The sequence below is a fragment of the Bacillus sp. EU55 genome (assembly GCF_038005925.1).
GTDB lineage: Bacteria > Bacillota > Bacilli > Bacillales > Bacillaceae > Bacillus > Bacillus velezensis.
This window is the reverse complement of record NZ_JBBOUE010000001.1, coordinates 3,705,978-3,731,789: the sequence shown is the minus strand read 5'-3', so window position 1 is coordinate 3,731,789 and position 25,812 is coordinate 3,705,978. Positions and strand designations below refer to the sequence as shown.

The 25,812-nt window shown below is 44.5% G+C and carries 28 protein-coding genes; 27 read left to right on the top strand and 1 reads right to left on the bottom strand.

The window, feature by feature from the left end:
* Positions 1-13 precede the first annotated feature (13 nt).
* The 23 genes from NYE50_RS19065 (at position 14) to ftsX (ending at position 19,437) form a co-directional block, all read left to right on the top strand.
* Complete coding sequence (locus NYE50_RS19065) at positions 14-1,399, top strand: DEAD/DEAH box helicase (protein WP_159354646.1); 1,386 nt, start codon at positions 14-16, stop codon at positions 1,397-1,399.
* A gap of 57 nt (positions 1,400-1,456) precedes the next feature.
* The gene (locus NYE50_RS19060) at positions 1,457-1,741 is read left to right on the top strand and encodes a late competence development ComFB family protein (protein WP_159354645.1); all 285 of its coding nucleotides are present in this window, start codon (positions 1,457-1,459) and stop codon (positions 1,739-1,741) included.
* Between the two features lie 5 nt (positions 1,742-1,746).
* Positions 1,747-2,436 carry a phosphoribosyltransferase family protein gene (locus tag NYE50_RS19055; RefSeq protein ID WP_201448519.1) on the top strand — a complete coding sequence of 230 codons (690 nt, stop codon included), beginning with the start codon at positions 1,747-1,749 and terminating at the stop codon, positions 2,434-2,436.
* A gap of 73 nt (positions 2,437-2,509) precedes the next feature.
* Complete coding sequence (locus NYE50_RS19050; protein WP_061861586.1) at positions 2,510-2,929, top strand: TIGR03826 family flagellar region protein; 420 nt, start codon at positions 2,510-2,512, stop codon at positions 2,927-2,929.
* Between the two features lie 69 nt (positions 2,930-2,998).
* Complete coding sequence (gene flgM, locus NYE50_RS19045; RefSeq protein WP_003151393.1) at positions 2,999-3,265, top strand: flagellar biosynthesis anti-sigma factor FlgM; 267 nt, start codon at positions 2,999-3,001, stop codon at positions 3,263-3,265.
* 14 nt (positions 3,266-3,279) lie between these two features.
* Positions 3,280-3,762 carry a flagellar protein FlgN gene (locus tag NYE50_RS19040; protein ID WP_003151394.1) on the top strand — a complete coding sequence of 161 codons (483 nt, stop codon included), beginning with the start codon at positions 3,280-3,282 and terminating at the stop codon, positions 3,760-3,762.
* A gap of 15 nt (positions 3,763-3,777) precedes the next feature.
* On the top strand, positions 3,778-5,295 hold the full coding sequence (flgK, locus tag NYE50_RS19035) for a flagellar hook-associated protein FlgK (protein WP_014419008.1): 1,518 nt from the start codon (positions 3,778-3,780) through the stop codon (positions 5,293-5,295).
* Between the two features lie 11 nt (positions 5,296-5,306).
* Positions 5,307-6,224: a flagellar hook-associated protein FlgL gene (gene flgL / locus NYE50_RS19030; protein WP_159354643.1), complete on the top strand. Its 918-nt coding sequence runs from the start codon at positions 5,307-5,309 to the stop codon at positions 6,222-6,224.
* Between the two features lie 90 nt (positions 6,225-6,314).
* Positions 6,315-6,884 carry a DUF6470 family protein gene (locus NYE50_RS19025; RefSeq protein ID WP_017418818.1) on the top strand — a complete coding sequence of 190 codons (570 nt, stop codon included), beginning with the start codon at positions 6,315-6,317 and terminating at the stop codon, positions 6,882-6,884.
* A 29-nt stretch (positions 6,885-6,913) separates the two neighbouring features.
* Positions 6,914-7,345 (top strand): flagellar assembly protein FliW, encoded by a 432-nt coding sequence (gene fliW, locus NYE50_RS19020; RefSeq protein ID WP_007407475.1) that lies wholly within the window; start codon positions 6,914-6,916, stop codon positions 7,343-7,345.
* Complete coding sequence (gene csrA / locus NYE50_RS19015; RefSeq protein ID WP_003151402.1) at positions 7,339-7,563, top strand: carbon storage regulator CsrA; 225 nt, start codon at positions 7,339-7,341, stop codon at positions 7,561-7,563. The genes fliW and csrA overlap by 7 nt, the downstream gene beginning before the upstream one ends.
* Before the next feature lie 143 nt (positions 7,564-7,706).
* The gene (locus tag NYE50_RS19010) at positions 7,707-8,702 is read left to right on the top strand and encodes a flagellin N-terminal helical domain-containing protein (protein ID WP_022553864.1); all 996 of its coding nucleotides are present in this window, start codon (positions 7,707-7,709) and stop codon (positions 8,700-8,702) included.
* Positions 8,703-8,952: 250 nt separating this feature from the next.
* Positions 8,953-10,473, top strand: coding sequence for a flagellar hook-associated protein 2 (locus tag NYE50_RS19005; protein ID WP_022553863.1), 1,521 nt, complete (start codon positions 8,953-8,955; stop codon positions 10,471-10,473).
* Positions 10,474-10,492: 19 nt separating this feature from the next.
* Complete coding sequence (gene fliS, locus NYE50_RS19000; protein WP_003151407.1) at positions 10,493-10,894, top strand: flagellar export chaperone FliS; 402 nt, start codon at positions 10,493-10,495, stop codon at positions 10,892-10,894.
* The gene (gene fliT / locus NYE50_RS18995; RefSeq protein WP_172868893.1) at positions 10,894-11,238 is read left to right on the top strand and encodes a flagella biosynthesis regulatory protein FliT; all 345 of its coding nucleotides are present in this window, start codon (positions 10,894-10,896) and stop codon (positions 11,236-11,238) included. The genes fliS and fliT overlap by 1 nt, the downstream gene beginning before the upstream one ends.
* Before the next feature lie 9 nt (positions 11,239-11,247).
* Positions 11,248-11,625 (top strand): hypothetical protein, encoded by a 378-nt coding sequence (locus tag NYE50_RS18990; RefSeq protein WP_159354641.1) that lies wholly within the window; start codon positions 11,248-11,250, stop codon positions 11,623-11,625.
* A 194-nt stretch (positions 11,626-11,819) separates the two neighbouring features.
* On the top strand, positions 11,820-12,386 hold the full coding sequence (hpf, locus tag NYE50_RS18985; RefSeq protein WP_003151413.1) for a ribosome hibernation-promoting factor, HPF/YfiA family: 567 nt from the start codon (positions 11,820-11,822) through the stop codon (positions 12,384-12,386).
* A 166-nt stretch (positions 12,387-12,552) separates the two neighbouring features.
* Positions 12,553-15,078 (top strand): preprotein translocase subunit SecA, encoded by a 2,526-nt coding sequence (gene secA / locus NYE50_RS18980; RefSeq protein ID WP_007407469.1) that lies wholly within the window; start codon positions 12,553-12,555, stop codon positions 15,076-15,078.
* 74 nt (positions 15,079-15,152) lie between these two features.
* A protein-coding gene (gene prfB / locus NYE50_RS18975; RefSeq protein ID WP_096145009.1) for a peptide chain release factor 2 occupies positions 15,153-16,254 on the top strand; the annotation gives its coding sequence in 2 pieces (ribosomal slippage) (positions 15,153-15,224 and positions 15,226-16,254; 1,101 coding nt in all).
* A 169-nt stretch (positions 16,255-16,423) separates the two neighbouring features.
* The gene (locus NYE50_RS18970; protein WP_007614078.1) at positions 16,424-17,272 is read left to right on the top strand and encodes a YitT family protein; all 849 of its coding nucleotides are present in this window, start codon (positions 16,424-16,426) and stop codon (positions 17,270-17,272) included.
* A 35-nt stretch (positions 17,273-17,307) separates the two neighbouring features.
* Positions 17,308-17,649, top strand: coding sequence for a cytochrome c551 (gene cccB, locus NYE50_RS18965; RefSeq protein ID WP_003151417.1), 342 nt, complete (start codon positions 17,308-17,310; stop codon positions 17,647-17,649).
* Between the two features lie 218 nt (positions 17,650-17,867).
* Positions 17,868-18,554 (top strand): cell division ATP-binding protein FtsE, encoded by a 687-nt coding sequence (gene ftsE, locus NYE50_RS18960; protein WP_007407465.1) that lies wholly within the window; start codon positions 17,868-17,870, stop codon positions 18,552-18,554.
* Positions 18,547-19,437, top strand: coding sequence for a permease-like cell division protein FtsX (gene ftsX / locus NYE50_RS18955; protein ID WP_007407464.1), 891 nt, complete (start codon positions 18,547-18,549; stop codon positions 19,435-19,437). The genes ftsE and ftsX overlap by 8 nt, the downstream gene beginning before the upstream one ends.
* 46 nt (positions 19,438-19,483) lie before the next feature.
* Here the strand turns inward: ftsX and NYE50_RS18950 are convergent, their stop codons facing one another.
* Complete coding sequence (locus NYE50_RS18950; RefSeq protein WP_159354639.1) at positions 19,484-20,890, bottom strand: right-handed parallel beta-helix repeat-containing protein; 1,407 nt, start codon at positions 20,888-20,890, stop codon at positions 19,484-19,486.
* A 209-nt stretch (positions 20,891-21,099) separates the two neighbouring features.
* Here NYE50_RS18950 and ctpB point away from each other — a divergent pair, with 209 nt between their 5' ends.
* From ctpB to NYE50_RS18930, 4 genes are all read left to right on the top strand, one after another.
* The gene (ctpB, locus tag NYE50_RS18945; protein WP_375167596.1) at positions 21,100-22,458 is read left to right on the top strand and encodes a carboxy-terminal processing protease CtpB; all 1,359 of its coding nucleotides are present in this window, start codon (positions 21,100-21,102) and stop codon (positions 22,456-22,458) included.
* 371 nt (positions 22,459-22,829) lie between these two features.
* A complete protein-coding gene (gene swrA, locus NYE50_RS18940; RefSeq protein WP_014305920.1) occupies positions 22,830-23,183 on the top strand; it encodes a swarming motility protein SwrAA in 354 nt (117 codons plus the stop codon).
* A 74-nt stretch (positions 23,184-23,257) separates the two neighbouring features.
* Entirely contained in the window at positions 23,258-24,448 is a 1,191-nt protein-coding gene (locus tag NYE50_RS18935; protein ID WP_007407459.1) for a S1C family serine protease, read from the top strand.
* Positions 24,449-24,726: 278 nt separating this feature from the next.
* Positions 24,727-25,794 (top strand): DUF3810 domain-containing protein, encoded by a 1,068-nt coding sequence (locus tag NYE50_RS18930; RefSeq protein WP_071182016.1) that lies wholly within the window; start codon positions 24,727-24,729, stop codon positions 25,792-25,794.
* Positions 25,795-25,812 lie beyond the last annotated feature (18 nt).

Here is a 25,812-nt window from a genome sequence, read left to right as displayed (position 1 = left end):
AGGAGGCAGGGAGATGTCCGAGGGTGCTTCAGAATTTTCAGAGGTGCGGGATTTCTTTTACGGCAGGCATTTGTTGAGATCTGAGATACCGTTTTCAGATCAGCGTATCAGTCCTTTTATAGAAAAAGAATATATAACGGCCGAGCCGTCTGTCATCCGCAGGAAAAAACGTTACGTCTGCCGCCGATGCGGCCAGTCTGACCAATCCTGCTTTGCCGCATTCTGGGCGCCTTCTGCCAAAAGACATATTACCTATTGCCGTGCCTGTGTCGTCATGGGAAGGGCTGATGAACTGACGTCATTATATTCTTGGAATCAAATCTCAGAAAGCAGCTGGGAGCCTGTAAAGCTTGCTTGGGAAGGAACACTGACAGACGGACAGAAGCAGGCGGCCGGCGCCCTTATAAAAGCGATAAAAGAGAAACAAGAGCTGTTAGTGTGGGCGGTTTGCGGATCAGGGAAAACAGAGATGCTGTTTCCGGGTATAGAGTTTGCACTGAATCACGGATTGCGGGTCTGTGTCGCGACTCCGCGTACAGATGTCGTGCTTGAACTTCTGCCGAGACTGAAAAAAGCATTTGAGAATGTTGAAGTTTCTGCTCTGTACGGCGGCAGTGAAGACAAAGGCAGTTTAACTCCGCTAATGATTTCAACCGCTCATCAGCTGATGCGCTATCGGGACATTTTTGATGTCATGATAATAGACGAAGTGGATGCATTTCCTTTTTCAGCCGATGAGACATTAAGATTCGCGGTTGATAAAGCCAGAAAGAGCAACAGCGCCCTTGTTTATGTAACGGCAACTCCTTCAGACGCATTAAAAAAGAAGGCTGAAGCCGGTTTGCTGAAAAGCGTCCGCATACCGGCCAGATATCATCGAAAACCTCTCCCGGAGCCGCGTTTTTTGTGGTGCGGCAATTGGAAGAAGAAGCTTGAGAAAGGAAAACTGCCGCACTCACTAACGGATTGGGTCCGGCAAAAACTTCAATCACGGCTGCCTGTTTTCTTATTCGTTCCGTCTGTACACGTATTGAAAAAGACAACGGATTATTTTCAGAAATTAAACGTGAGGGCAGAAGGCGTACATGCGGAAGACACATTCAGAAAGGATAAAGTGAAACGGTTCAGAGACGGCCGGCTTGATCTGCTGGTAACAACTACGATTTTAGAAAGAGGAGTTACCGTACCCAAAGTTCAGACATGTGTCCTCGGCGCGGAAGCACCTATCTTTACTGAGAGCGCACTCGTGCAGATCGCAGGCAGAACGGGAAGGCACTATAAACATTTCAGCGGTGATGTCGTCATGTTTCATTTCGGAATGACAAACGGAATGAAAGAAGCAAAAAAACATATAGAACATATGAACAAATTGGCACAAAAAAGTAAATTGTTGGACTAGTTAATTTCAGAAAACGTGATACAGTATACTCATACTTTCCTATGAGGAGCTGTCAACATGCTTGTCAATTCTAAAGAAATCATATTAAGGGAACTTCTCGACCGCCATATGCCTCAGCTTCATATGAAATGCACATGCCGTGTATGCAAAAATGATGTACTGGCTCTTTCGTTAAACCGGGCTGAACCGGCATATGTTACTGATAAAAAGAAAGTTGCTTATGCAAAAGCAGAGATGGTTGATAAACAGAAAAATACGGCGCTGCTTGTCATTCTGGCTGAATCAGCCGCGATTGTTTCAGTTAAACCAAGCGAGTCCTGTGAAACTCGGGAAGGAGCGTAATATCTCTGAATTGTTTATTGTGTGACTCACCAATTTCAAGTTCATTGACTTGGAGATCTCTGTTTTCTCTGGCGCCCGAGCAAGAGATATGCAGCATATGCAGCCGCCAATTCGAAAAAATTGAAGGTCCCGTATGCAGTATATGCGGGAGGCCTCGGGAGTCAAAAGAAAAATGCGCTGATTGTGCGGCCCGGGAATCAAAAACGGAAAAGCGCTTTTTGCTGCGGCAAAACCGTTCGGTATATTTGTATAATGATGCGATGAAGGACTCATTGGCCCGGTTTAAATTCAGGGGTGATGCGAAAATCATTCAAGCATTTGAACGTGACTTTGCTGCCGGCTTTAAAGCGGCATATCCATCAAATACACATACTCTCATCCCTATTCCGCTGAGCGGCGAACGGCTGGCGGAACGCGGATTCAATCAATCCGAGCTGCTGGCCTCTCTGCTCGGAATGCCCGTCATTTCCCCCCTCATCCGACTGAACAATGAAAAACAATCCAAAAAGAGCAAAACAGAAAGGCTGTCCGCAGAAAAAAAGTTTTCAGCAGCCGAAAACTCCGCCGAAGGTATGAACGTCATCTTAATAGACGATATTTATACGACGGGCGCCACACTGCATCAAGCCGCCGAAGTCCTGCTGACAGCGGGTAAAGCGTCATCGGTCTCCTCTTTTACTTTAATCAGGAGCTAAATCATTCTTTTTTTCTGCCGATATAATTGATAGAAATATAAGGCAGATTAAAGAAGGAATAGGAGTTAATACGATGGGTGAATTGGCGAATTGTCCAAAATGCAATGCTTTATTTTTTAAAACGAACCTGCAGACCGTGTGCCAGGCATGTATTAAAGAAGAAGAAAAAGCATTTGAAACCGTCTATAAATTTTTGAGAAAGCAGATCAACAGACAGTCGACGATGCAGCAGATCACTGAGGAAACAGGTGTGGATGAAGAGCTGATCCTCAAGTTTATCAAACAAAAAAGGATTCAGATCAGCCACCTTCCAAATTTGGCATATCCTTGCGAAAGGTGCGGAAATCCAATCAGGACGGGGAAATTTTGCAAGTCCTGTCAGACAGATATTGAGTCGCAATTAGACCATATGAACCAAAAAACAGCCGCTGAATTCGATGAAAAAAACAGTACAAAAGACACATACTATGCCTATAATACCAAAAACACCTGATTCCCTAAACTAACTGATAACGCAGTCGATAAAAGAATTAGACTGCGAACAGAAAGCGAGAGGAATCCTATGAAAATCAATCAGTACGGAACACAATCCGTTAATCCATACCAAAAAAATTACGAAAAGCAAGCCGTACAAAAAGAGGCTGCAAAGCCGAAGGACAAAGTGGAAATTTCTTCTCATGCAAAAGAGCTTCAAAATGCGTCAGATGCGGTCACTAAAACACGTCAGGAAAAAATCGCTCAGCTTAAAGCGGATATAGAGAGCGGAACATATAAAATAGATTCAAACAGCATCGCTGAAAATATAGTGAATTTCTATAAAAAGCAATAAAAAGGAGAAAGCCAATGTCAGCAAAGCCAATTATTGATCAACTGAAGCGACTTTGCGCACTGCATGAACATCTGCTCACGCTGTCTGAGGAGAAAACGGAAGCGCTGAAAGCAGGTAAAACAAAAGAGCTCTCCAACATATTGACCAAAGAGCAAAAGTATATTCAGGCAATCGGGCAGACTGAGGAAGAACGAATCAGGTTAACTTCTCAGTTTCTCAGCCGCGGTGAGGACAATACAATTGCTGCATGCATCTCCAGAACTTCAGGCAGTGAAAAACAGGAGCTTGAAGGGTTATTTCACTCTTTGTCTGCGCTTCTTGACCGTCTGAAAGAAGTGAATGAGATGAACAAACAGCTCACGATTCAGGCTTTACAATTCATCTCCGGGGCATTCGATATGATCATGCCGGGTGAAAAAGAGAATATGAATTATAAAGAGCCGCAAGCGGCGCGCAAGCCTGTCAGCCGTTTGACATTATTCGATTCAAAAGCTTAGAACGGAGGATTTTCAATGCCATCGACTTTTATGGGGCTCGAAACAGCAAGGCGTGCATTGAGTGCGCAGCAGACTGCATTAAGCACAGTTTCAAATAACGTTGCAAATGCAAATACAGAAGGATATACGAGGCAGCGCGTCACATTACAATCGACGAGCCCTTATCCCGCAGTATCAAAAAATAGTGATCTGACGGCCGGCCAAATCGGAACAGGAGTAAAAGCCGGTTCAGTTGAGCGCGTCAGAGACAGTTTTTTAGACTATCAGTACAGAACTGAAAATACAAAATTAGGGTACTATACAGCCCGTTCCAATTCATTGTCGCAAATGGAAGGCGTCATGAAAGAGCTTGACGATAACGGATTAAACGGATCGCTCAGTTCGTTTTGGAATGCCCTTCAGGATCTGGCGACGAATCCGGAAAATACGGGAGCGCGCTCAGTTTTGCAGGAGCAGGGGAAATCTCTTGCCGAAAGTTTTAACTATATATCTACCTCTTTGACTAACATTCAGGGTGATATTAAAAAGAACCTGGATAACACAGCGGATCAGGTCAATTCCATTCTCAATCAGCTGAATGACCTTAACAATCAAATAGCGGCAGTTGAGCCGAGCGGTATGCTCCCTAATGATTTGTATGACCAAAGAGACAGATTAATTGATCAATTATCTTCTATGGCAAATATAAAAGTTTCATATAATAAGTCGGGCGGACATGCCTTGGCGACTGCTGAGGGCACGGTTAACGTCGAATTGCTGAACGGGAACAACAATTCTCTCGGTACGCTGCTCGACGGTAACACAAAAACAGTTTCAGAAATGAAAATCAACTACGACAAGGACAGCGGCCTCGTGTCGAGTGTGTCAGTCGGCAGCAGTACGGTCAACGCGGATGCATTTACCGGTAAAGGCTCACTTTTAGGTCTTATTGAATCATACGGCTATATGTCAAATGGAGAAGAAAAAGGTCTTTATCCTGAAATGCTGACGGCTCTTGACAATATGGCACTATCCTTTGCTGACGCGTTTAATGCAGTTCATGAAAAAGGGAAGACCTATACAGGCGAACAGGGTGCAGCATTTTTTGATTTCAGCGGTGATGAAGCGGTGCCGGCAAAAGGTGCGGCAGCGAAAATAAAAGTCAGTGACAAAATTCTTGCGTCTACTGATAATATCGCAGCGTCGTTAAACGGAGAAAAAAGTGACGGCACAAACGCGACAAATCTTGCAGCCGTACAGAACAGCAAGCTGACTATTAACGGTGAAACCACTACAATTAATGACTTTTATGAATCCCTTATCGGAAAGCTGGGCGTTAATTCACAAAAAGCGGCCAATCTTATGAACAACTCTGAAAGCAACACCCTTTCAGCCGATGAACGGAGACAATCAGTCAGTGCAGTGTCTTTAGATGAAGAAATGACAAATATGATTCAGTTTCAGCACGCTTATAATGCGGCTGCGCGGATTATAACGATGCAAGATGAAATATTCGATAAAATTATTAACGGTATGGGCACCGGAGGAAGATAGGAGATAAGTAAATGAGAGTAACTCAAGGGATGATCGCAAAAAATTCTCTTCGATTTATCGGCTCAAGTTTTGACAAGCTCGATCGGCTTCAGCAGCAAGTGTCTACGGGGAAAAAAATCACGAAAGCTTCTGATGATCCGGTCGTTGCAATGAAGGGAATGCAGTACCGTACTCAGCTTGCGCAGGTAAACCAGTATCAGCGGAATGTTTCGCAAGGTTTTACATGGCTGGAAAACTCGGAATCAAGCGTAAACTCGGAAACGGATATTATGGGGAAAATCCGAGACTTGATGGTTCAGGCGAAAAGTGATTCGAACGGTGAAACAGAATTGAAAGCAATCGGTACAGAAATCGACCAGCTGAAAAAGCAGCTCGTTTCTGTCGCGAATACTCAGGTAAACGGACGTTATCTGTTTAACGGAACAAATTCAGACGTCCCGCCGATCACTGAAAATGCCGACGGCACATATACGTACAACTATGAGAATTATACCGGTGCTTCGGATGTTAACATAAACATCTCAAACGGAGCAGTGCTGAAAGTGAATTCTGATCCAAACTCAGCTTTCGGAGGCGTCGCACAAAATGGAGATAATGTATTTGAATTTCTCAACTCCTTAGAAGCTTCTTTAAGCAAAGGCACGCTGTCCGAAGCAGATTCAGATCAAATTCTGTCAGATATTGACGGTTTTACTGATAAAATGAATGCTGAAAAATCCAATATCGGCGCACGCACAAACCGATTGGAACTCATTCAGACAAGATTGGAATCACAAGCGGCAACCGCTGAAAAAGTATTGTCCGATAATGAAGATGTAGAAATGGAAGATGTAATTGTTGATTATTTATCTCAACAGACGGTTCATAGAGCAGCGCTGTCAGTGAATGCGAATATCATTCAGCCGTCACTGATTGACTTTCTGAAATAATATAACTGACCGTCTTCAATATATAAAAAAGCGACTCACACCAGGGAGATCGCTTTTTTTACTAAAATACTATAAACAGGGGGGATCTCTGTGCAGATACCGAGATTGATTATTGACAGTGTGCCTGCTAAAATCGGTATAACCTTTCAAAAGGAAGAAATCGAGATGGAACAGCCGCCCGCTGACTTGGAAATCGAACAGCCACCGGCAGAGCTGAACATTGAAAGCACGCCGGCCAAACTGACGATTGACCAGACGAGGGCGTGGGAGAACTTGAATCTCAAATCATTTGAAAAGCTGAACGCTGAAGCCGCTCAAAAAGGTGCGGAAGCCTGCAGCGAGTTTATTGCCAAAACAGTCAGGGAAGGGAAGGAAATGGCGGCTATCGAAAAGAAAACGGGCAATGTGATGGCCCGGCAGGCAGCAGATGTCAGTCCGCCCGATCCATTCGGCGAATTCAGCGACTTTCTGCCTGCGCAGTTTCTCGTCGACATTGACTGCATTCCTTCAAAGCTTACGATTGATATTGAAGCCCGCAAACCTTCAATTGAAGCAGCCGTCAATAAACCTGTATGGAATTATACGCCGGGGAAAGTTCAGATTGATATGATGCAAGACCCTAAGGTGACGATTTCGGTTGACGACGGTAACGCAGAATAAAAGATGAAAGTGGTAAAGGATTGTGAAGCATGATAATTAAAACAAAATATCACGGAGAAATCAGAATAGATGAAGGGCAGATTATCTCATTTGAAAACGGCCTGCCGGGATTTAATGACGAGACTCAATTTGTTGTTCTTCCTTTGTCGGAAGATTCACCGTTTTTGGCGCTGCAGTCTGTGAAACAGGAGCATATCGCCTTTATTGTCGCCAGTCCGTTTATTTTCTTTAAAGGGTACGAATTTGACATTGACCATGCGACGCTTGAGCTTTTGCATATTGAAGATATAGAGGACGTCGAAGTGATGGCGATTTTAACGCTGGAAGAGCCTTTTGAAAACACGACCGCCAATTTAAAAGCGCCGATTATCGTCAATAAAAAGGAAATGAAGGCGAAACAAATCATTTTACATGATGCTTCCTATGAAACAAAACATCTGATAGGAGGAGGATCATGCTAGTTCTCTCAAGAAAAGTGAATGAGTCCATTCAGATCGGGCCGGATATTGAAATAAAGGTGATCGCCATCGAAGGAGAGCAAGTGAAGCTGGGAATTGAAGCGCCTCAGCACGTAGATATTCATCGGAAAGAAATCTACTTGTCGATCCTGGAAGAGAACAACAGAGCCGTATCTTTTAATACTGATTTATTACTTAACCTATCCTCACAAAAAAAGTGAGGATTTTTTTATTTTCAATATAAACAATAGAAGCGGCCATCCGATATATATAGTGTAGCCAATGAGAGGAAAAATTTTCTTCAGAATGACGCTGCGCAAATGCACAAGGACGTGCGAAAAACAATTCAGGGAGGAAATACAAAATGAGAATCAACCACAATATCGCGGCTCTTAACACTAGCCGTCAGCTGAATGCAGGTTCAAACTCTGCTGCAAAAAACATGGAAAAATTATCTTCAGGTCTTCGCATCAACCGCGCTGGTGATGACGCTGCGGGTCTTGCGATCTCTGAAAAAATGCGTTCTCAAATTCGCGGTTTAGACATGGCGTCTAAAAACGCTCAAGACGGAATCTCTCTTATCCAAACATCTGAGGGTGCATTGAACGAAACTCACAGCATTCTTCAGCGTATGAGCGAGCTTGCTACACAAGCGGCAAACGATACAAACACAGATTCTGACCGTTCTGAGCTTCAAAAAGAGATGGACCAATTATCATCTGAAGTAACAAGAATCTCTACTGACACTGAGTTCAACACGAAGAAACTTCTTGACGGAACTGCAAAAGATCTTACGTTCCAAATCGGAGCTAACGAAGGTCAAACCATGACTTTGTCTATCAATAAAATGGACTCTGAAAGCCTGAAAGTTGGTACGACTTATACAGCTCAAGCTGATGGAACACTTAAATCAGGTGATGGAAATAGCACTGCTACTTGGGCAGATGAAGAAGTAACAGACGGTAAAGTTACAAAAGAAGCTGGTTATTATGATGATAAAGGTGCTCTAGTAGGAAGTGAAAAACTAGAAGAAGGCGAAAAGTTATCTAAAGGTATCGACATCTCTTCTTCAGCTAAAGCTGCGTCTTCAGCTCTTACAACAATCAAAACAGCTATCGACACAGTATCTAGCGAGCGCGCTAAACTTGGTGCGGTTCAAAACCGTTTAGAGCACACAATCAACAACCTTGGTACTTCTTCTGAGAACCTGACTTCTGCTGAATCACGTATCCGTGACGTAGACATGGCTTCTGAGATGATGGAGTACACGAAAAACAACATCCTTACTCAGGCTTCTCAAGCTATGCTTGCGCAAGCTAACCAACAGCCTCAGCAAGTTCTTCAATTGCTGAAAGGTTAATGACGGAAAGATCCTGGTTCTCCAGGGTCTTTTTTTTATTTCTTCAGCTATCTCCCCCTTCAGCAAGCCAAAGAACCCTATTGACAAAATGAAACATTATATTTTGCAGTTAAATTATTGAAAACCTTTTAATATGACCGATATAAGAATAAGATCATACATTTATGGAGCTGTGATATGATAAACAGTCGGAAACTCACTGTTGTCATAGAGCCGTCTACGACTAAACGCCGAAAAGGAGAGGGTACATATGGTCACAAGAATCACAGGCCTTAATTCCGGTCTTGATGTAGATTCTCTGGTGAAAAAACTAATGGATGCCGAAAAGCAGCCGCTTAATAAATTAAATCAGCAAAAACAGACGCTTGAATGGAAGCGCGATGCTTATCGGGAAATGAATACCCAGATTGCCGACATGTATTCTACTACATTTAATAATATGCTGATGTCCACAAACTGGAATAAAAAAACAGTAACAAGTTCGGATTCCAGTGTCAGCGCGGCGGCCGTCAGTGCTGAGCAAAATATTTCAACGAGTATGTCTGTACAGCAGCTGGCCACGCCGACGACATATAAATCATCGGGTGCCATCAATTTCACTTCAGGTCAGAGCCAAACATTGAAATTCAATGTCACAAATCCGGGTGAAACGAAGCCGACTGAGGTAAACGTCACGATCGCCGCAACCGATACGATTGACGATGTCATTTCTAAACTGAACAGCTCAGGCCTTGGGGTGACGGCTTTAAAAGAGAAAATCTCTAATGGCACGGATTATGTGGACACGATTGCGTTCACTTCCAATAAAACGGGGGAAGGATTTACCCTTGCCGCAGGTGATGACGCAACCAAAAGCTTTCTGAAAGATCAGCTCGGTTTTGCCGTTGATGATGCGACAAATGAACTGACGGCCAATGCCGAAGGGAAAAATGCGAAGTTTACGTTCAACGGGCTTGAAATGACAAAAACGTCCAATAACTTTACGATCAACGGCATCAAATACACGCTGAACAGCGTGACGGACAGCAATAAAACGGTTACGATTAACAGCACGACTGATACGGACGGGATTTTTGACAACATTAAAGATTTCGTTGATAAATACAATACGTTAATTAAAAGCGCAAACGCGAAGGTGACAGAATCAAAATACCGCGATTATAAGCCGCTAACCGATGAACAAAGAGAAGCGATGACCGATAAGCAGATTGAGCAGTGGGAGGCAAAAGCCAAAAGCGGTTTATTACGGAGCGACAGCACGCTGCAGAACGGTTTGGCGGAGATGCGGCTTGATTTGTACTCAACGGTTACGATTGACGGGAAAAAATATCAGCTTGCCGATTTCGGAATTGAGACGTCTGATAGTTATACGGATCAAGGAAAACTTGTTATTAAAGACGAAGCGAAACTGAAACAGAAAATTACCGAGAACCCTTCTCTCGTGGCTAAACTGTTTAATGCAGACAGCCCTGATACAGCGAAAACCAAAAACCCGGAGGAACAGGGGATTGCCCGGAGATTAAAAGACACATTAAACAAAATGCAGACTCAAATTTCAAAACAGGCGGGTACGGAAAGCTCGGTATCAACCAGCTTTGCCATCGGAAAAAGCCTGAATGAAATAGAAACAAATATTTCCAATATGAAAACGAAGCTGGATGATATCGAAACGAGATATTATAAAAAGTTCAGCGCACTGGATACGGCATTGGAGAAATTGAACAGCCAATCTTCATATCTCACGTCAATGTTAGGATCTTCAACATCATAACCTTGGAGGTTTTATAAAAATGGCAATAAATAATCCTTTTGCTGCTTATCAGCAGACATCCGTCTTTACAGCCGCTCCGGAAGAGCTGACCCTTATGCTTTATAACGGCTGCCTGCGATTCATTAAGCTGGCAAGGCAGGCGATGAAGCAAAACAACCTTGAAGCCAAAAATGAAAATATCGTAAAGGCGCAAAACATCATTCAAGAGCTCAGCATCACGTTAAACCGGGAGATTGAGATTTCTGAACAGATGTCATCCATTTATGATTACATCCGCCGCCGGCTGATCGACGCGAACGTGCAGAATAACGGAGAATTTTTAGATGAAGCGGAAAAGCTCGTTACTGAATTTCGCGACACGTGGAAGCAGGCCATGCAGAGTGAACGGAAAAACAGCCATGGCGCGGGCGGCCTTGCCTGATGAACAGCAATGTCTTTTCTTTGTATAACGAAACGAAGAACATGTACGCCGCGCTGAAGGACGCCCCGGAAAGCGACAGTCTTATCAGCAGCGTTACGGCATTTACGGAGAAAAGGGAGGAGATGCTTGCGGGCATAAAGCCGCCTTTTTCCGAAGAAGAAAAAACGCTGCTTCAGCAGGTGGCCGCGATGGACCGCCTGATTACCGGCGAAGTGAAACGGATTCAGGATGGTATCCGAAATGAAATAAAAACGCTTAAGAAAAAACGAATCTACCATGATACGTATTTCAATCCGTATCATCAAACGACAAGTGACGGCCGTTATTACGACAAACGCAAATAGGTGAGTGTTTTGAGAAGTTTGAACGATTACCATTTGGTGTCAGCCTATTACCAGCTTCTTTTTACGATTGATGAGGGGCTTTGCTACCTGTTGGACACGCAGGATGATTTTTTTAAGACGGAGGGCGAGCGGATTTACAACGATTTGATTCAGGCTTTTTTTCATCTCGATTCCTCTCATGCGCTTCTGCTGTCTATCATTGAGTGCCGATGCGTGGAGACGGCGATCCGCTCATTTGACGAGATCTTTCAGGATTTCAGCATGTTAAATGATTATGATTTCCCGTCCGCCCCTTTTCAGGAGTTTTTAAAAACCATCTTTCTGCCGCATTATAAGCTATGGATGGAGCAGACGCACGACTGCATCAAACCGTATGCTCTTCACTAGACCTGCTGCAAGCGGCAGGTCTTTTGCCTGCGTCCTTTGCATATACTTATAATCCTGCCGGAAGCTGCCGGATAAAACCGACACCATTCGTCATCGTTCACCGAATTTACACATTATTTTAACGTTTCAGCAGGGATCAGAAGGGGTAAAAGAGAAATAGTTACATATCCTTAGATAAAGGGAGGCGTTCTTTGATGAACTACAATATCAGAGGAGAAAACATTGAGGTTACACCTGCGTTAAAGGATCATGTGGAGAGAAAAATCGGCAAGCTGGAACGATATTTCGAGCAGAGCGTCAATGCCGATGTGAACGTCAACTTAAAATTCTATAACGATAAGGAATCCAAAGTTGAAGTCACCATTCCGATGACTGATCTGGCGCTTCGTTCTGAAGTGCATAACGAGGATATGTACAATGCAATTGATCTCGCAACAAACAAGCTGGAACGTCAAATCCGAAAGCATAAAACAAAAGTCAACCGAAAATTCCGCGAGCAGGGTCTTCCGAAACATTATTTCGAGAACGGCAGCGCTGCTGATACGGGCGTAGCGGTTCAGGACGAAATTGAAGATGACAGCCCGGAAATTGTCCGTCAAAAGCGTTTTAATTTAAAACCGATGGATAATGAAGAAGCGATTCTCCAAATGAATATGCTCGGACATAATTTCTTCGTATTCACCAACGCGGAGACGAATCTCACAAATGTCGTTTACCGCAGAAATGACGGCAAATACGGATTAATTGAACCGACTGAATAAACCCATCCAGCCTTCCGTGAACGCGCGGAAGGTTTTTCTCTATCTTTATCTGCAAATTCTTTGGAAATAGCAAAAGGTATGTTATGATAATGAGAGGTATACATGGACAGAAAATTATCATTTATTCCATGCAAAATCTGCATGTGAACATAGAGGAGCGTTATAGATGCTTGGGATTTTAAATAAAATGTTTGATCCGACCAAACGTGCGCTGAACAAATACGAAAAAATAGCAAATGACATTGATGCCGTAAGAGGAGATTATGAAAATCTTTCTGACGAGGCGCTTAAACATAAAACGGCAGAATTTAAAGAGCGGCTTGAAAAAGGAGAAACGACGGATGACCTTCTTGTCGAAGCGTTTGCCGTCGTTCGTGAAGCTTCCCGCCGCGTAACCGGCATGTTCCCGTTTAAAGTGCAGCTCATGGGGGGCATAGCCCTTCATGAGGGGAACATTTCCGAAATGAAAACAGGGGAAGGGAAAACGCTGACGTCTACGCTTCCCGTGTATTTAAATGCCTTGACGGGAAAAGGCGTTCACGTCGTAACGGTCAACGAATATCTGGCAAGCCGTGATGCCCAGCAAATGGGAGAAATCTTTGCGTTTCTCGGGCTTACAGTCGGCCTGAACCTGAATTCAATGTCAAAAGACGAAAAACGCGAAGCTTACGCTGCCGATATCACGTATTCAACGAACAATGAACTCGGCTTTGATTATTTGCGTGACAACATGGTGCTCTATAAAGAACAAATGGTGCAGCGCCCGCTTCATTTTGCCGTTATTGATGAAGTCGATTCAATTTTAGTCGATGAAGCGAGAACGCCATTGATTATTTCCGGACAAGCTCAGAAGTCCACAAAACTGTACGTGCAGGCAAATGCGTTTGTCCGCACACTCAAGAAAGATCAGGATTATACGTATGACGTCAAAACGAAAGGCGTTCAGCTGACGGAAGAAGGAATGACGAAGGCTGAAAAAACGTTCGGCATCGACAACCTGTTTGATGTCAAAAACGTGGCCTTGAACCACCATATCAACCAGGCTTTAAAAGCCCATGCGGCGATGCAGAAAGACGTGGATTATGTTGTTGAGGACGGCCAGGTCGTCATCGTTGATTCCTTCACCGGCCGTCTGATGAAAGGACGCCGCTACAGCGAAGGTCTTCACCAGGCAATTGAGGCGAAAGAAGGCCTGGAGATTCAAAATGAAAGCATGACATTGGCGACGATTACGTTCCAAAACTATTTCCGTATGTACGAAAAGCTGGCCGGTATGACCGGTACCGCAAAAACGGAAGAGGAAGAATTCCGCAATATTTATAACATGCAGGTTGTATCTATCCCGACCAACCAGCCGGTCATCCGTGACGACCGTCCGGACTTGATCTACCGCTCAATGGAAGGAAAATTCAAGGCGGTGGCGGAGGATGTCGCCCAGCGCTACATGACCGGACAGCCGGTTCTTGTCGGTACGGTTGCCGTTGAAACGTCTGAATTGATTTCTAAACTTCTGAAAAACAAAGGGATTCCGCATCAGGTGCTGAATGCCAAAAACCATGAGCGTGAAGCTCAGATTATTGAAGAAGCGGGACAAAAAGGCGCTGTCACGATTGCGACCAACATGGCGGGACGCGGAACCGACATTAAACTCGGCGAAGGCGTAAAAGAGCTTGGCGGCCTCGCAGTCGTCGGTACGGAACGCCACGAATCCCGCCGGATTGACAATCAGCTCCGCGGACGTTCAGGACGTCAGGGAGACCCGGGCATCACACAATTTTATCTTTCAATGGAAGATGAATTGATGCGCCGTTTCGGAGCTGAACGGACGATGGCGATGCTTGACCGGTTCGGTATGGATGACTCCACGCCGATTCAGAGCAAAATGGTGTCACGCGCCGTGGAATCATCTCAAAAACGTGTCGAAGGAAACAACTTTGATTCACGTAAACAGCTTCTTCAATATGACGACGTGCTCCGTCAGCAGCGCGAAGTCATTTACAAGCAGCGTTTTGAAGTCATTGACTCTGAAAACCTGCGTGACATTGTGGAAGGCATGATCAAGTCTTCACTGGAGCGTGCGATTGCCGCTTATACGCCGAAAGAGGAGCTTCCGGAAGAATGGAATCTTGACGGCCTCGTGGAGCTGGTGAATTCAACGTATCTTGATGAAGGCGCGCTTGAAAAGAGCGATATCTTCGGAAAAGAACCGGATGAAATGCATGAGATGATCATGGACCGCATCATGACGAAATATAATGAAAAAGAAGAGAATTTCGGCACAGAGCAGATGCGTGAATTTGAAAAAGTCATCGTATTGCGTGCTGTTGATTCAAAATGGATGGATCATATTGATGCGATGGATCAGCTGCGTCAAGGGATTCACCTCCGCGCTTATGCGCAGACAAATCCGCTGCGTGAATATCAAATGGAAGGCTTCGCAATGTTTGAGCACATGATTGAGTCCATTGAGGACGAAGTTGCGAAATTCGTCATGAAGGCCGAGATTGAAAGCAATCTGGAACGCGAAGAAGTTGTTCAGGGCCAAACGACGGCTCATCAGCCGCAGGACGGCGATGAGGCCAAACAAGCGAAAAAAGCGCCGGTGCGCAAAGTTGTGGATATCGGACGCAACGCGCCTTGCCATTGCGGCAGCGGAAAAAAATATAAAAATTGCTGCGGCCGGACAGAATAGTCTCGACTGTATGAAGCGAACATGACCGGGTCTGCGTCTTATGACGCCCCGGATCTTTTAATGAGGTGAATGGAATGGAATTATCAGAAATCAGGGCAGAGCTCGAAAATATGGCTTCTCGTTTAGCGGACTTCAGGGGGTCTCTTTGACCTCGAATCAAAGGAAGCCCGCATTGCAGAATTAGATGAAAAGATGGCGGAACCGGAATTCTGGAATGACCAGCAGAAGGCCCAAACCGTCATTAACGAAGCGAACGGTCTGAAGGAATACGTGAACTCCTATCATCAGCTGAGCGAGTCTCACGAAGAGCTGCAAATGACACATGATCTTTTAAAAGAAGAACCTGACCAGGACCTTCAGCAAGAGCTTGAAAAAGAGCTGAAGTCATTAACGAAGGAATTGAATGAATTTGAGCTTCAGCTGCTGCTCAGTGAACCATATGACAAAAATAACGCGATTTTAGAACTTCATCCGGGGGCCGGCGGTACGGAATCCCAGGACTGGGGTTCCATGCTGCTCAGAATGTATACCCGCTGGGCGGAAAGACACGGTTTCAAAGTTGAAACGCTTGATTATCTCCCGGGAGATGAAGCAGGAATTAAGTCAGTCACACTGCTTATTAAAGGCCACAATGCATACGGCTATTTAAAAGCGGAAAAAGGCGTACACCGCCTCGTGCGGATTTCTCCATTTGATTCATCAGGCCGCCGCCACACGTCATTTGTGTCATGTGAAGTCATGCCTGAATTCAATGAAGAAATCGACATTGATATTCGGACCGAAGATATTAAAGTTGATACGTACCGTGCGAGCGGTGCCGGGGGACAGCACGTCAATACGACTGATTCAGCCGTTCGGATCACCCACCTGCCGACAAATGTAGTCGTCACGTGCCAGACGGAACGTTCACAAATCAAAAACCGCGACCGGGCGATGAAAATGCTCAAAGCGAAGCTGTATCAGCGCAGAATTGAAGAACAGCAGGCGGAGCTTGACGAAATCCGCGGTGAACAGAAAGAAATCGGCTGGGGCAGCCAAATCCGCTCGTACGTCTTCCATCCGTACTCCATGGTGAAAGACCACCGCACCAATACGGAAATGGGGAACGTGCAGGCGGTTATGGACGGAGATATCGATATCTTCATTGACGCCTATTTACGTTCTAAACTGTCGTAATCCGGGAACACACCTGCCTGTGGCAAGGTGTGTTTTTTTATCCGTTCTCTTTTTCCATTTTTCACAACAGCGCTTTAGCAAATTAATACGGTATTTGGCTGTTATTTACTTCTAAGCCGGGAAGACTTAAAATGCTATCGAGAGAAAATCGGAGAACGGAGGATTTTGCATGGATGTGAATCACAATAAGCCGCTCCGTCTGATCAAAGATTATATATACATCATGATCGGCGCGGCGATTACGGGGGTCGTGTTTAACGTATTTTTGCTGCCGAACCGTATAGCAGCGGGGGGAGTAAGCGGGATCAGCACCATTTTAGAAACGTTTGGTTTTGAACCGGCTTACGTGCAGTGGATTATTAACATCCCTTTGTTTATCGCCGGAGTGATTATTCTCGGCGGGAAGTTCGGAATGAAGACACTGGTCGGTTCCATCGTTCTGCCGCTCGCTGTCTATTTAACAAGAGATCTGCCTGCCGCGACGACCCATGAACTGCTGGCGGCGATTTTCGGAGGCGTCGGGATCGGAACGGGAATCGGCATCGTGTATCTCGGCAAAGGCTCCACGGGGGGAACGGCTCTGGCGGGGCAGATCATTCACAAATACACGGGACTGTCGCTGGGAACGTGCCTTGCCATCATGGACGGATTAATTGTGCTGAGCGCGATGCTCGTTTTCGGAGTGGAGCAGGGACTGTATGCGATGCTCGGGGTATTTATTTCAAGCAAAACGATTGATGTCGTGCAGGTCGGGTTCAACCGCTCCAAAATGGCTTTAATCATTACGCAGCATGAAGAAGCCGTCAGGTCGGCTGTGTTTAAAGAAATCGACAGGGGTGTGACGAAGATTTCCGCAGTCGGCGGGTATACGGAACATGACCGGCCGATCTTAATGTGTGTCGTCGGCCAGACCGAATTCACAAAACTGAAACAAATCGTCAAACAAATTGATGAGTCAGCCTTTGTCATTGTCGCAGACGCAAGCGAGGTGCTCGGCGAGGGTTTCAAACGCGCGTAAACGGGGTTATAATAGCGAAGGGGTGCATCTTACATATGAAATCAAAATGGGCGCTGCTGGCGCTGGTTCTGACCATGTCCGTCCTGCTGGCGGCATGCGGCGGTTCCAATGAATCGAAAAAAGAAAGCTCTGACAGCTCAGGCGGATCAAAAGCATCTGCGTCAGCGGGAGAAGAGCTTTATCAGCAAAGCTGTATCGGCTGTCACGGAAAAGACTTAGAAGGCGGCGGAGGTCCGAATTTACAGGAAGTCGGCGGGAAGTATGATGAAGCTAAAATTGAAAGCATCATTAAAAACGGACGCGGCAATATGCCGAGCCATCTTGTAAATGATGAGGAAGCCGCGAAGATCGCAAAATGGCTGTCACAGAAAAAATAACAGAAAAACCTTGCCTGTTATAGGGGCAAGGTTTTTTCACGGTCTGGGAATGAAAAGAAACTGTAATAGTAATATGTCTAAATTTGACGTATAATGAAGTGTACTGAGGAAAAGGAACTTTCAGATTTTTCATCTGTTTCCTGGTAAATCGGCCATAAACCGCAGTATTTTTACGAACTCTATGGCTGCAAGACATAATTAAAAGATTAGGTGATTTCATGATAGAGATGAAAGAAGTATATAAATCCTATCCGAACGGTGTAAAAGCGATTAACGGGCTGTCAGTCATGATTCATCCCGGAGAATTTGTATATGTCGTAGGACCGAGCGGAGCCGGTAAATCTACTTTTATTAAAATGATTTACAGAGAAGAAAAACCGACAAAAGGGCAAATATTGATTAATCATAAAGATCTCGCGTCTGTGAAAGAAAAAGAGATTCCTTTCGTGCGGCGTAAAATAGGTGTTGTTTTCCAAGATTTCAAACTTCTTCCGAAACTGACGGTATTTGAAAACGTCGCGTTCGCGCTTGAGGTTATCGGAGAGCAGCAGTCAGTCATTAAAAAACGCGTGCTCGAAGTGCTCGATCTTGTGCAGCTGAAGCATAAAGCGCGGCAGTTTCCCGACCAGCTTTCCGGAGGAGAACAGCAGCGTGTTTCCATCGCAAGATCCATCGTCAACAATCCTGACGTCGTGATAGCTGACGAACCGACGGGCAACCTGGATCCGGTAACATCATGGGAAGTCATGAAGACGCTGGAAGAGATTAATAACCGCGGAACGACCGTCGTGATGGCGACACACAATAAAGAAATAGTAAACACCATGAAGAAACGGGTCATCGCGATCGAAGACGGAATTATTGTGCGTGATGAGTCAAGAGGGGAGTATGGTTCTTATGATTAAAATTCTCGGGCGCCATTTGCGTGAGAGTTTTAAATCTCTCGGAAGAAACACATGGATGACATTTGCATCCATCAGTGCCGTTACCGTTACATTGATTTTGGTCGGCGTGTTTTTAGTCATTATGCTGAATTTAAACAACATGGCTAAAAATGCTGAAAAAGAAGTGGAAATTAAAGTATTAATCGATCTGACGTCCAATAAGAAAACGCAGGATACGCTGCAGAATGAGATAAAAGACATCTCGGGAATCCAAAGCGTAGAGTTTTCATCTAAAGATAAAGAGCTTGATCAATTGGTCAAAAGCTTCGGTGACAGCGGAAAGGCCATGAAAATGCAAGATCAGGAAAACCCGCTGAACAACGCGTTTATCGTCAAAACGACAGATCCGCATGATACGCCGAAAGTCGCGAAAAAAATTGAGAAGCTTGATCATGTGTATAAAGTGACATACGGGAAAGAAGAAGTCAGCCGTCTGTTTAAGATCGTCGGGGTGTCACGCAACATCGGGATTGCGTTAATCATCGGCCTTCTGTTCACGGCGATGTTCTTAATTTCAAATACGATTAAAATCACGATTTTCGCCAGAAGAAAAGAGATTGAAATCATGAAGCTTGTCGGTGCGACAAACTGGTTTATCCGCTGGCCGTTCTTCCTGGAAGGGCTGCTGCTGGGGGTATTCGGTTCTATCATACCGATCGCTCTCGTGCTGAGTACGTACCAGTCGATGGTTGCTTGGGTGGCCCCGAAAGTTCAGGGATCATTTGTTTCACTTCTGCCGTACAGTCCGTTTGTGTTCCAAGTATCACTTGTGCTCATTCTGATCGGCGCGGTTATCGGAGTATGGGGAAGTCTGACTTCCATCCGGAAATTCCTTCGTGTATAAATACAAAAGCCAGTCTGATATAGACTGGCTTTTTTTAATGGTTTCGTTACTGAATGACGGGCAGGGCCGGTGATCCGGGCTTTAATGTAAAGTCATAAGACGATTCGTCACGGTACATCGGGTCCGCATAAATGGAATCCGAATCGTTTGCCGTTCCTTTTTGGTACGCTGTGAATGAATCATATTCTGTGTTCTTCCAATTCCAAATACCGTCTTTTCCGGCTTCTTTGTGATAGACGTTATGATTAACGGTATTGCCTTCGTTTTTCGTATAATCATTTGCGATAAAAATCCGTGAACCGCTTGCCGTCATGATGTTTTTTTCGATCGTGTTCCCTTTTGTGCCGTACTGCAGCAGCAGCTGGCCGCCGTCAAGGTCCTTCGTGTCATTTCGATACATAATGTTATGAGCGATCACCGAATTGATGGTGCCGCCGCGTTTCGTGTCATAGCCTCCGATTGAAATACCGGTGTAAGCATTGCCGTACACCTTGTTATCCGTAATCCGGATATCTTGTGCGTATTTCCCTTTATGTTCGGAAGTGGCTTCAATGCCGAGGTCATTGTTGTAAACGGTGTTCTTCTTAATGTCCACATGTTCTGCGCCGTCAACGTAAATACCGCCCGCTGAATATTCATCTCCGTAAGCGGGATTTCCGTAAGAAGAGTTATGGCTCACCGTATTGTTTTCAATGACGCCGTTTCGCGCATAGTCGTTTTGCTTGGACGTTCCTTCGTATCCGATCACGTCAATCCCGATATTGTTATTGTCCCGAATGGTATTGCCGGCGATCTTAAATCCGTCAACATTCCCGTTCAGCACGACCGCTTCGCTTGCGCCGAGCGTCAGTTTTTCAACCGTATTATTTGTGATGCTGATATCCTTCATGGCGCCTGTGCCGTAAAACGCGATGCCGTGTGCATTTCCCTCATCAGCCGTGGTTTTAATGTTTCGGATATGGTTGCCGTCAATGTTGATATGACTGCTCGATCCGGTGACATAGATTCCCATGGCTGTCGCATCTTCTGATGATACGGAGAGATTCTCAAGCGTAACGCCGTGAATGGTGATGTACTGTTTATTGCGGATTTGAATTAACGGAGTTTCAGAATCGCTTTTTGGCGCAGATTTGCCGCTGATTGAGACATGCTCATTCTGATAGTTCCGAAATGTAATCGGCTTTTCGGCCGTGCCGCTGTGCTTTACTTCAAACGTTTCATCGTACGTCCCTTCCCGAATCAATACGGTTGTTCCGGCCTCTGCCTTTTCAGCCGCATGTTTTAATGTGCGGAACGGCTTTTCTTTCGTTCCTTCATTTTGGTCGCTGCCTGCGGGAGAAACATACAAGGCGTCCGTCTGCGTTTTTTCATTGGCCTCTGTTTTTGGCCAGACAAAGGCGGTAATGCCTGCGGCCAGAACCGCCGCGGATAAAATCGATAATTTTATTTTCATATCGCATTCTCCTGTATATTTAATGAATTGCATACAAAATATTATACGTTACCCATATATATGAAACAATCTCGCATTTTCATTTTTTTGTTGCCGTTACATGAATTCTTTGCAATTTACACATACTATCTCCAGGTTTTCGTAAAAGGACTAAGAGGAGGTAAACGATGAAGCAGAAAATGATCGCAGTGATAGCGGCCGTCAGCATCATGTGCGGCGGAGCTCATATTGCCGGGGCAGTACAGACGAATTCATCAGACGCAGAAAGAAGCCGGGCAATGGAAAAAATCGAAAAAGCATATGAGCTGATCTCGAACGAATACGTGGAAAATGTAGATAAAGAAAAGCTTCTTGAAGGAGCGATTCAGGGGATGCTGTCTACATTAAACGACCCTTATTCCGTTTATATGGACAAGCAGACCGCCAAGCAGTTTTCCGATTCTCTTGATTCTTCTTTCGAAGGGATCGGCGCTGAAGTCGGTATGGAGGACAATAAAATCATTATCGTATCACCGTTTAAGCAATCTCCGGCGGAAAAAGCGGGACTCAAGCCGAATGATGAAATCATCAGCATAAACGGTGAGTCAATGAACGGAAAAGGTTTAAACGAAGCCGTGCTGAAAATCAGAGGAAAAAAAGGATCGAAGGTTTCTATTAAAATACAGCGTCCGGGTACTGATAAACAGCTGTCATTCCGGATTAAAAGAGCGGAAATCCCGCTTGAAACCGTATTTGCTTCCCGCAAAGAATCAGGCGGTCATCATGTCGGCTACATCGGAATATCGACATTTTCCGAGCATACCGCCCAGGACTTCGCCGCGGCGCTGAAAAAGCTTGAAAAACAAGGGATTGACGGTCTCGTCCTTGATGTAAGAGGGAATCCCGGCGGCTACCTTCAAAGCGTCGAACAAATTTTAAAGCATTTCATCACAAAAGACATGCCGTATATCCAAATTGCGGAGCGTAACGGCGATAAAAAACAATATTTCTCAACCTTAAAACATAAGAAGCCGTATCCCGTCAATGTCATCACGGATAAAGGAAGCGCCTCCGCTTCAGAAATTCTTGCGGGTGCGTTAAAAGAAGCGGGACATTATGACGTTGTCGGTGACACTTCTTTCGGTAAAGGAACGGTTCAGCAGGCCGTGCCTATGGGAGACGGGAGCAACATTAAATTGACGCTTTACAAATGGCTGACACCGAAAGGCAATTGGATTCACAAAAAAGGCATTGCTCCGACAATCGCCGTGAGCCAGCCGGATTATTTTGCGGCGGGACCGCTTCAGCTGAAACAGCCGCTTCAGCCTGATATGAACAGCGCGGATGTCAAACACGCCCAAATCCTGCTGAAAGGCCTAGGCTTCGACCCGGGCAGAGCAGACGGCTATTTCAGCAAAACAATGAAAAAAGCCGTTCTGGCATTTCAAGACCGGTACAAGCTTGATAAAACAGCAGTCATTGATAAAAAGACAGCGGAAAAAATGAATCAGCTGATGAATGAAAAGAAATCTGACGAAAAAAATGATTTACAGCTGCAAATGGCGTTAAAATCATTATTTGTAAAATAAATGAAAAGGAGGCGTTTTTACGTCTCCTGTTTCTTTTGTCATACTCTAAAAATGAACTAAAAGACATATAATTATGTCGGTTTTGACAAGATATTAAAAAAATTTTCACATTTAAACATTTATAAAGGACAAACATTACCCGATATTTATAGAGAAGAGAGACTTTATGCCGAGTTAATATGTATTCAAAATGAAACTTTTGAAAGTTGCCTCAGTCAGTTTTAATTCTTACAATAAAAGAAGGTTCTAATAGAGAACAGTTTTAGTTTGGCAGCTGCATTTCAGTATCGAAAGCAGAAGTGTTTGCGGCGCTTCAGCACGGCAGCTGTAATCACCCGTGCTTATCTGGATAAAAAAATGGGGGTTCACAATTGAAGAGGGCAAGTATTGTGCGTGAAAAGAAATATTATGAATTAGTGGAACAACTAAAAGACAGAACAAAAGACGTCACATTTTCATCAACAAAAGCACTAAGTCTTCTTATGCTGTTCAGCAGATACCTGGTCAATTACACAAATGTTGAATGCGTTCACGAAATCAATGAAGAGTGTGCGAAGCATTATTTCACTTACTTAATGAAAAACCATAAACGTTTAGGAATCAATCTGACGGATATTAAGCGGTCCATGCTTCTGATCAGCGGCGTGATCGAGGTGGAGGTTGACCACTATCTGAAAGATTTCTCTCTCTCAAATGTAACGCTGTGGATGACGGAAGAGAGATAGACGTTTGAGATATTCAAGCCAATGATTATTTGGTAGAATAGAATTAAAATGTTTGGCTTGAGGCGGTGAAAGCAGTGTCTGTTCAATGGGGAATTGAACTTCTGAAAAGTATCGGTCTGTTTTTTTTGCACCCGATGTTCTGGTTTTTTATCATCATAAGTCTCGCATGCGGATATTTGCGGATCAAACGTGAACGCCATACGTTTCATACAAAAATCGCGGATATGTATGACGAGCTTATCTTTACATACATAAAAGGACTTATACCGGGTATTCTTCTCTCCATATTATTTTTTGGACTGGGAATTTCGATTCCATTCGGTCTTCTCGGCATAATCGCGGCCGTGACGGCTTTGGCTTCGCTGACGTTCCGTATGAATTGGCTGTCATCAGCTTATATTGTCAGCGCCGGCATGTTCATTGCGTTTCTCCTTCAGTATACCCACACAGTGCCGTTTGCGGATCGGTTTCCGCAGGCATTCGGCGTGAATTGGGCATCGGCGGCCGTGTTTATGGGCCTTTTGATTATCACGGAGGGAGCGGCTGCCTGCCGTTCAGCGCATCTGAAAACATCTCCGGCGCTTGTCGTCAGCAGCAGAGGCCTGCCCATCGGCCGACAATTGGCGAATCGCGCATGGCTGCTTCCGCTTTTCTTATTGGTGCCGGGCAGCGGGCTTGAGTCACACCTTTCTTGGTGGCCTGTCTTTACCGTGCCGGGCGGCTCTTTCCATTTGATCTGGATTCCTTATATCGCCGGCTTCGGACAGCGTGTGCAGGGGTCACTTCCGGAAGTCAGCATAAGGATAACGGCGAAACGTGTCATGATTCTCGGGGTTATCGTGACCGCATTCGGGGCAGCTGCCCTTTGGTGGACTCCGCTTGCCGGAGCTGCCGCTTGTATTGCGGTGCTCGGACGCCTGTTTTTATCATTGAGACAGCGGCTGAACGATAACGCGGCTCCGTTTTATTTCTCTAAGCGGGATCAGGGCTTAATGGTGCTCGGCATCATTCCGAATACACCTGCGGACGATCTTGAGCTGAAGATCGGTGAGATTATTACGAAAGTAAACGGCATCCCCGTGAAGCATGTGTCGGATTTTTATGAAGCACTTCAAAAAAACCGCGCATTTGTAAAAATGGAGATCATCGGCCTGAACGGTGAGATCCGGTTTGATCAGCGCGCGTCCTATGAAGGCGAACACCATGAATTAGGTATTTTATTCGTGCAGGATGAACACGAGCACGAAGAAATGACAGCATTATAATGTGATTTTTCATAATTATTCGGAATAGTTTCAAGAACTCCTAAACTAGATTTCAAAATAAAACAGCTAAGAAAATTATATTTTCTTAGCTGTTTTATTTTGAAATAATAAAAAAATAAATGAAGGAGAGGTATGGCCTATTGGAAAGGTTATTGCTAACTCCAAAACCTTTAGAAGATGAATCTTTAGCAGGATATATATTAAGAATAACTGATTATAATGGTTATGTTGGATAGGGGGAGTACATTATAAAAAAGCTTTTACTTAAGAGATTGCCGTTGATCTCACTTGGAGTTATAGCTTATATACTGACAAAATACGCGCAGAACCATCAGGATTGGGCGGAGAAATACAGTAGGTCTGTATATCCGTTATTGTCAAAAACAGTAGGACTTGTACCTTCTTGGGTCACATTTTCTGTTAGTGAATGGCTCGTCGTGTTGGTTGTGTTACTATTTCTATTTTATATCGTTTATTATGTGCGCAAGGTCATCATGAGTAAAGGTGCACGTAGGATGGTAGTTTATCGTGGTGCTCTAGGAATCGTTACGATCTGTAGCGTGATATATTTTTGTTATACTATTTTGGGTGGAATAAACTATTACAGATATTCTTTTTTGTCTTATACCGAATATAAAGAAGAGAACTACAGCAAGGAGGAACTGGTCAAATTGAGTAAGTCGCTTGCCGTTGAAATGGAATTGGCAAGGGAAAAGTTAGCGGATACTGATCTTTTGGCTCATGTACCAGAGGTTTTTGATTATTATGCACAACACGCAGTGTTCTCGATGCAAATGTTATCAAAGAAATATCCTGTTTTGGAGCATTCATATTCAACACCAAAACCAGTGGTGATGTCAAAACTAATGTCGCATGCAGGGATACATGGTATTTTTGTCCCTTTTACTTATGAATCCAATATCAATGTTAATGTGCCAGTTTTTTTGGTGCCTGCTACTATGGCGCATGAATTGGCACATCAGAGTGGTTTCATGCATGAGGATGAGGCTAATTTTATAGCTTATCTGGCATGTAAGCAGCAGGATGATCCAATGATACTATACAGTGGTTTATTTCTGGCATTTGATTATTCTATATCTGAGCTAAAGAAAGTGGATCCAGATAAGGCGTCTGATATAATGTCCAGTCTGTCCAAAGCGGTGCGGCATGATATAGAACAAAATGAGCAGTACCGGGATAAGTATGAGGGTGTTATTTCAAGTATTTCAAGAAATGTAAATGACGTATATCTGAAGGCAAATAATCAGACAGACGGTTTGAATAGCTATAGTGATATGGTGAATTTGTTGCTGGCAGAGCAGCGAGAGATAGAGAAGTACAATTAAATGTATCTTGAATGCTTA

Excerpts from the sequence above, each read along its gene's own strand:
- NYE50_RS19065 (WP_159354646.1), top strand. The coding sequence starts at position 14 with ATGTCCGAGGGTGCTTCAGAATTTTCAGAGGTGCGGGATTTCTTTTAC.
- NYE50_RS19060 (WP_159354645.1), top strand. The coding sequence starts at position 1,457 with ATGCTTGTCAATTCTAAAGAAATCATATTAAGGGAACTTCTCGACCGC.
- NYE50_RS19050 (WP_061861586.1), top strand. The coding sequence starts at position 2,510 with ATGGGTGAATTGGCGAATTGTCCAAAATGCAATGCTTTATTTTTTAAA.
- flgM (WP_003151393.1), top strand. The coding sequence starts at position 2,999 with ATGAAAATCAATCAGTACGGAACACAATCCGTTAATCCATACCAAAAA.
- NYE50_RS19040 (WP_003151394.1), top strand. The coding sequence starts at position 3,280 with ATGTCAGCAAAGCCAATTATTGATCAACTGAAGCGACTTTGCGCACTG.
- flgK (WP_014419008.1), top strand. The coding sequence starts at position 3,778 with ATGCCATCGACTTTTATGGGGCTCGAAACAGCAAGGCGTGCATTGAGT.
- flgL (WP_159354643.1), top strand. The coding sequence starts at position 5,307 with ATGAGAGTAACTCAAGGGATGATCGCAAAAAATTCTCTTCGATTTATC.
- fliW (WP_007407475.1), top strand. The coding sequence starts at position 6,914 with ATGATAATTAAAACAAAATATCACGGAGAAATCAGAATAGATGAAGGG.
- csrA (WP_003151402.1), top strand. The coding sequence starts at position 7,339 with ATGCTAGTTCTCTCAAGAAAAGTGAATGAGTCCATTCAGATCGGGCCG.
- NYE50_RS19010 (WP_022553864.1), top strand. The coding sequence starts at position 7,707 with ATGAGAATCAACCACAATATCGCGGCTCTTAACACTAGCCGTCAGCTG.
- NYE50_RS19005 (WP_022553863.1), top strand. The coding sequence starts at position 8,953 with ATGGTCACAAGAATCACAGGCCTTAATTCCGGTCTTGATGTAGATTCT.
- fliS (WP_003151407.1), top strand. The coding sequence starts at position 10,493 with ATGGCAATAAATAATCCTTTTGCTGCTTATCAGCAGACATCCGTCTTT.
- fliT (WP_172868893.1), top strand. The coding sequence starts at position 10,894 with ATGAACAGCAATGTCTTTTCTTTGTATAACGAAACGAAGAACATGTAC.
- hpf (WP_003151413.1), top strand. The coding sequence starts at position 11,820 with ATGAACTACAATATCAGAGGAGAAAACATTGAGGTTACACCTGCGTTA.
- secA (WP_007407469.1), top strand. The coding sequence starts at position 12,553 with ATGCTTGGGATTTTAAATAAAATGTTTGATCCGACCAAACGTGCGCTG.
- NYE50_RS18970 (WP_007614078.1), top strand. The coding sequence starts at position 16,424 with ATGGATGTGAATCACAATAAGCCGCTCCGTCTGATCAAAGATTATATA.
- cccB (WP_003151417.1), top strand. The coding sequence starts at position 17,308 with ATGAAATCAAAATGGGCGCTGCTGGCGCTGGTTCTGACCATGTCCGTC.
- ftsE (WP_007407465.1), top strand. The coding sequence starts at position 17,868 with ATGATAGAGATGAAAGAAGTATATAAATCCTATCCGAACGGTGTAAAA.
- ftsX (WP_007407464.1), top strand. The coding sequence starts at position 18,547 with ATGATTAAAATTCTCGGGCGCCATTTGCGTGAGAGTTTTAAATCTCTC.
- NYE50_RS18950 (WP_159354639.1), bottom strand. The coding sequence starts at position 20,890 with ATGAAAATAAAATTATCGATTTTATCCGCGGCGGTTCTGGCCGCAGGC.
- ctpB (WP_375167596.1), top strand. The coding sequence starts at position 21,100 with ATGTGCGGCGGAGCTCATATTGCCGGGGCAGTACAGACGAATTCATCA.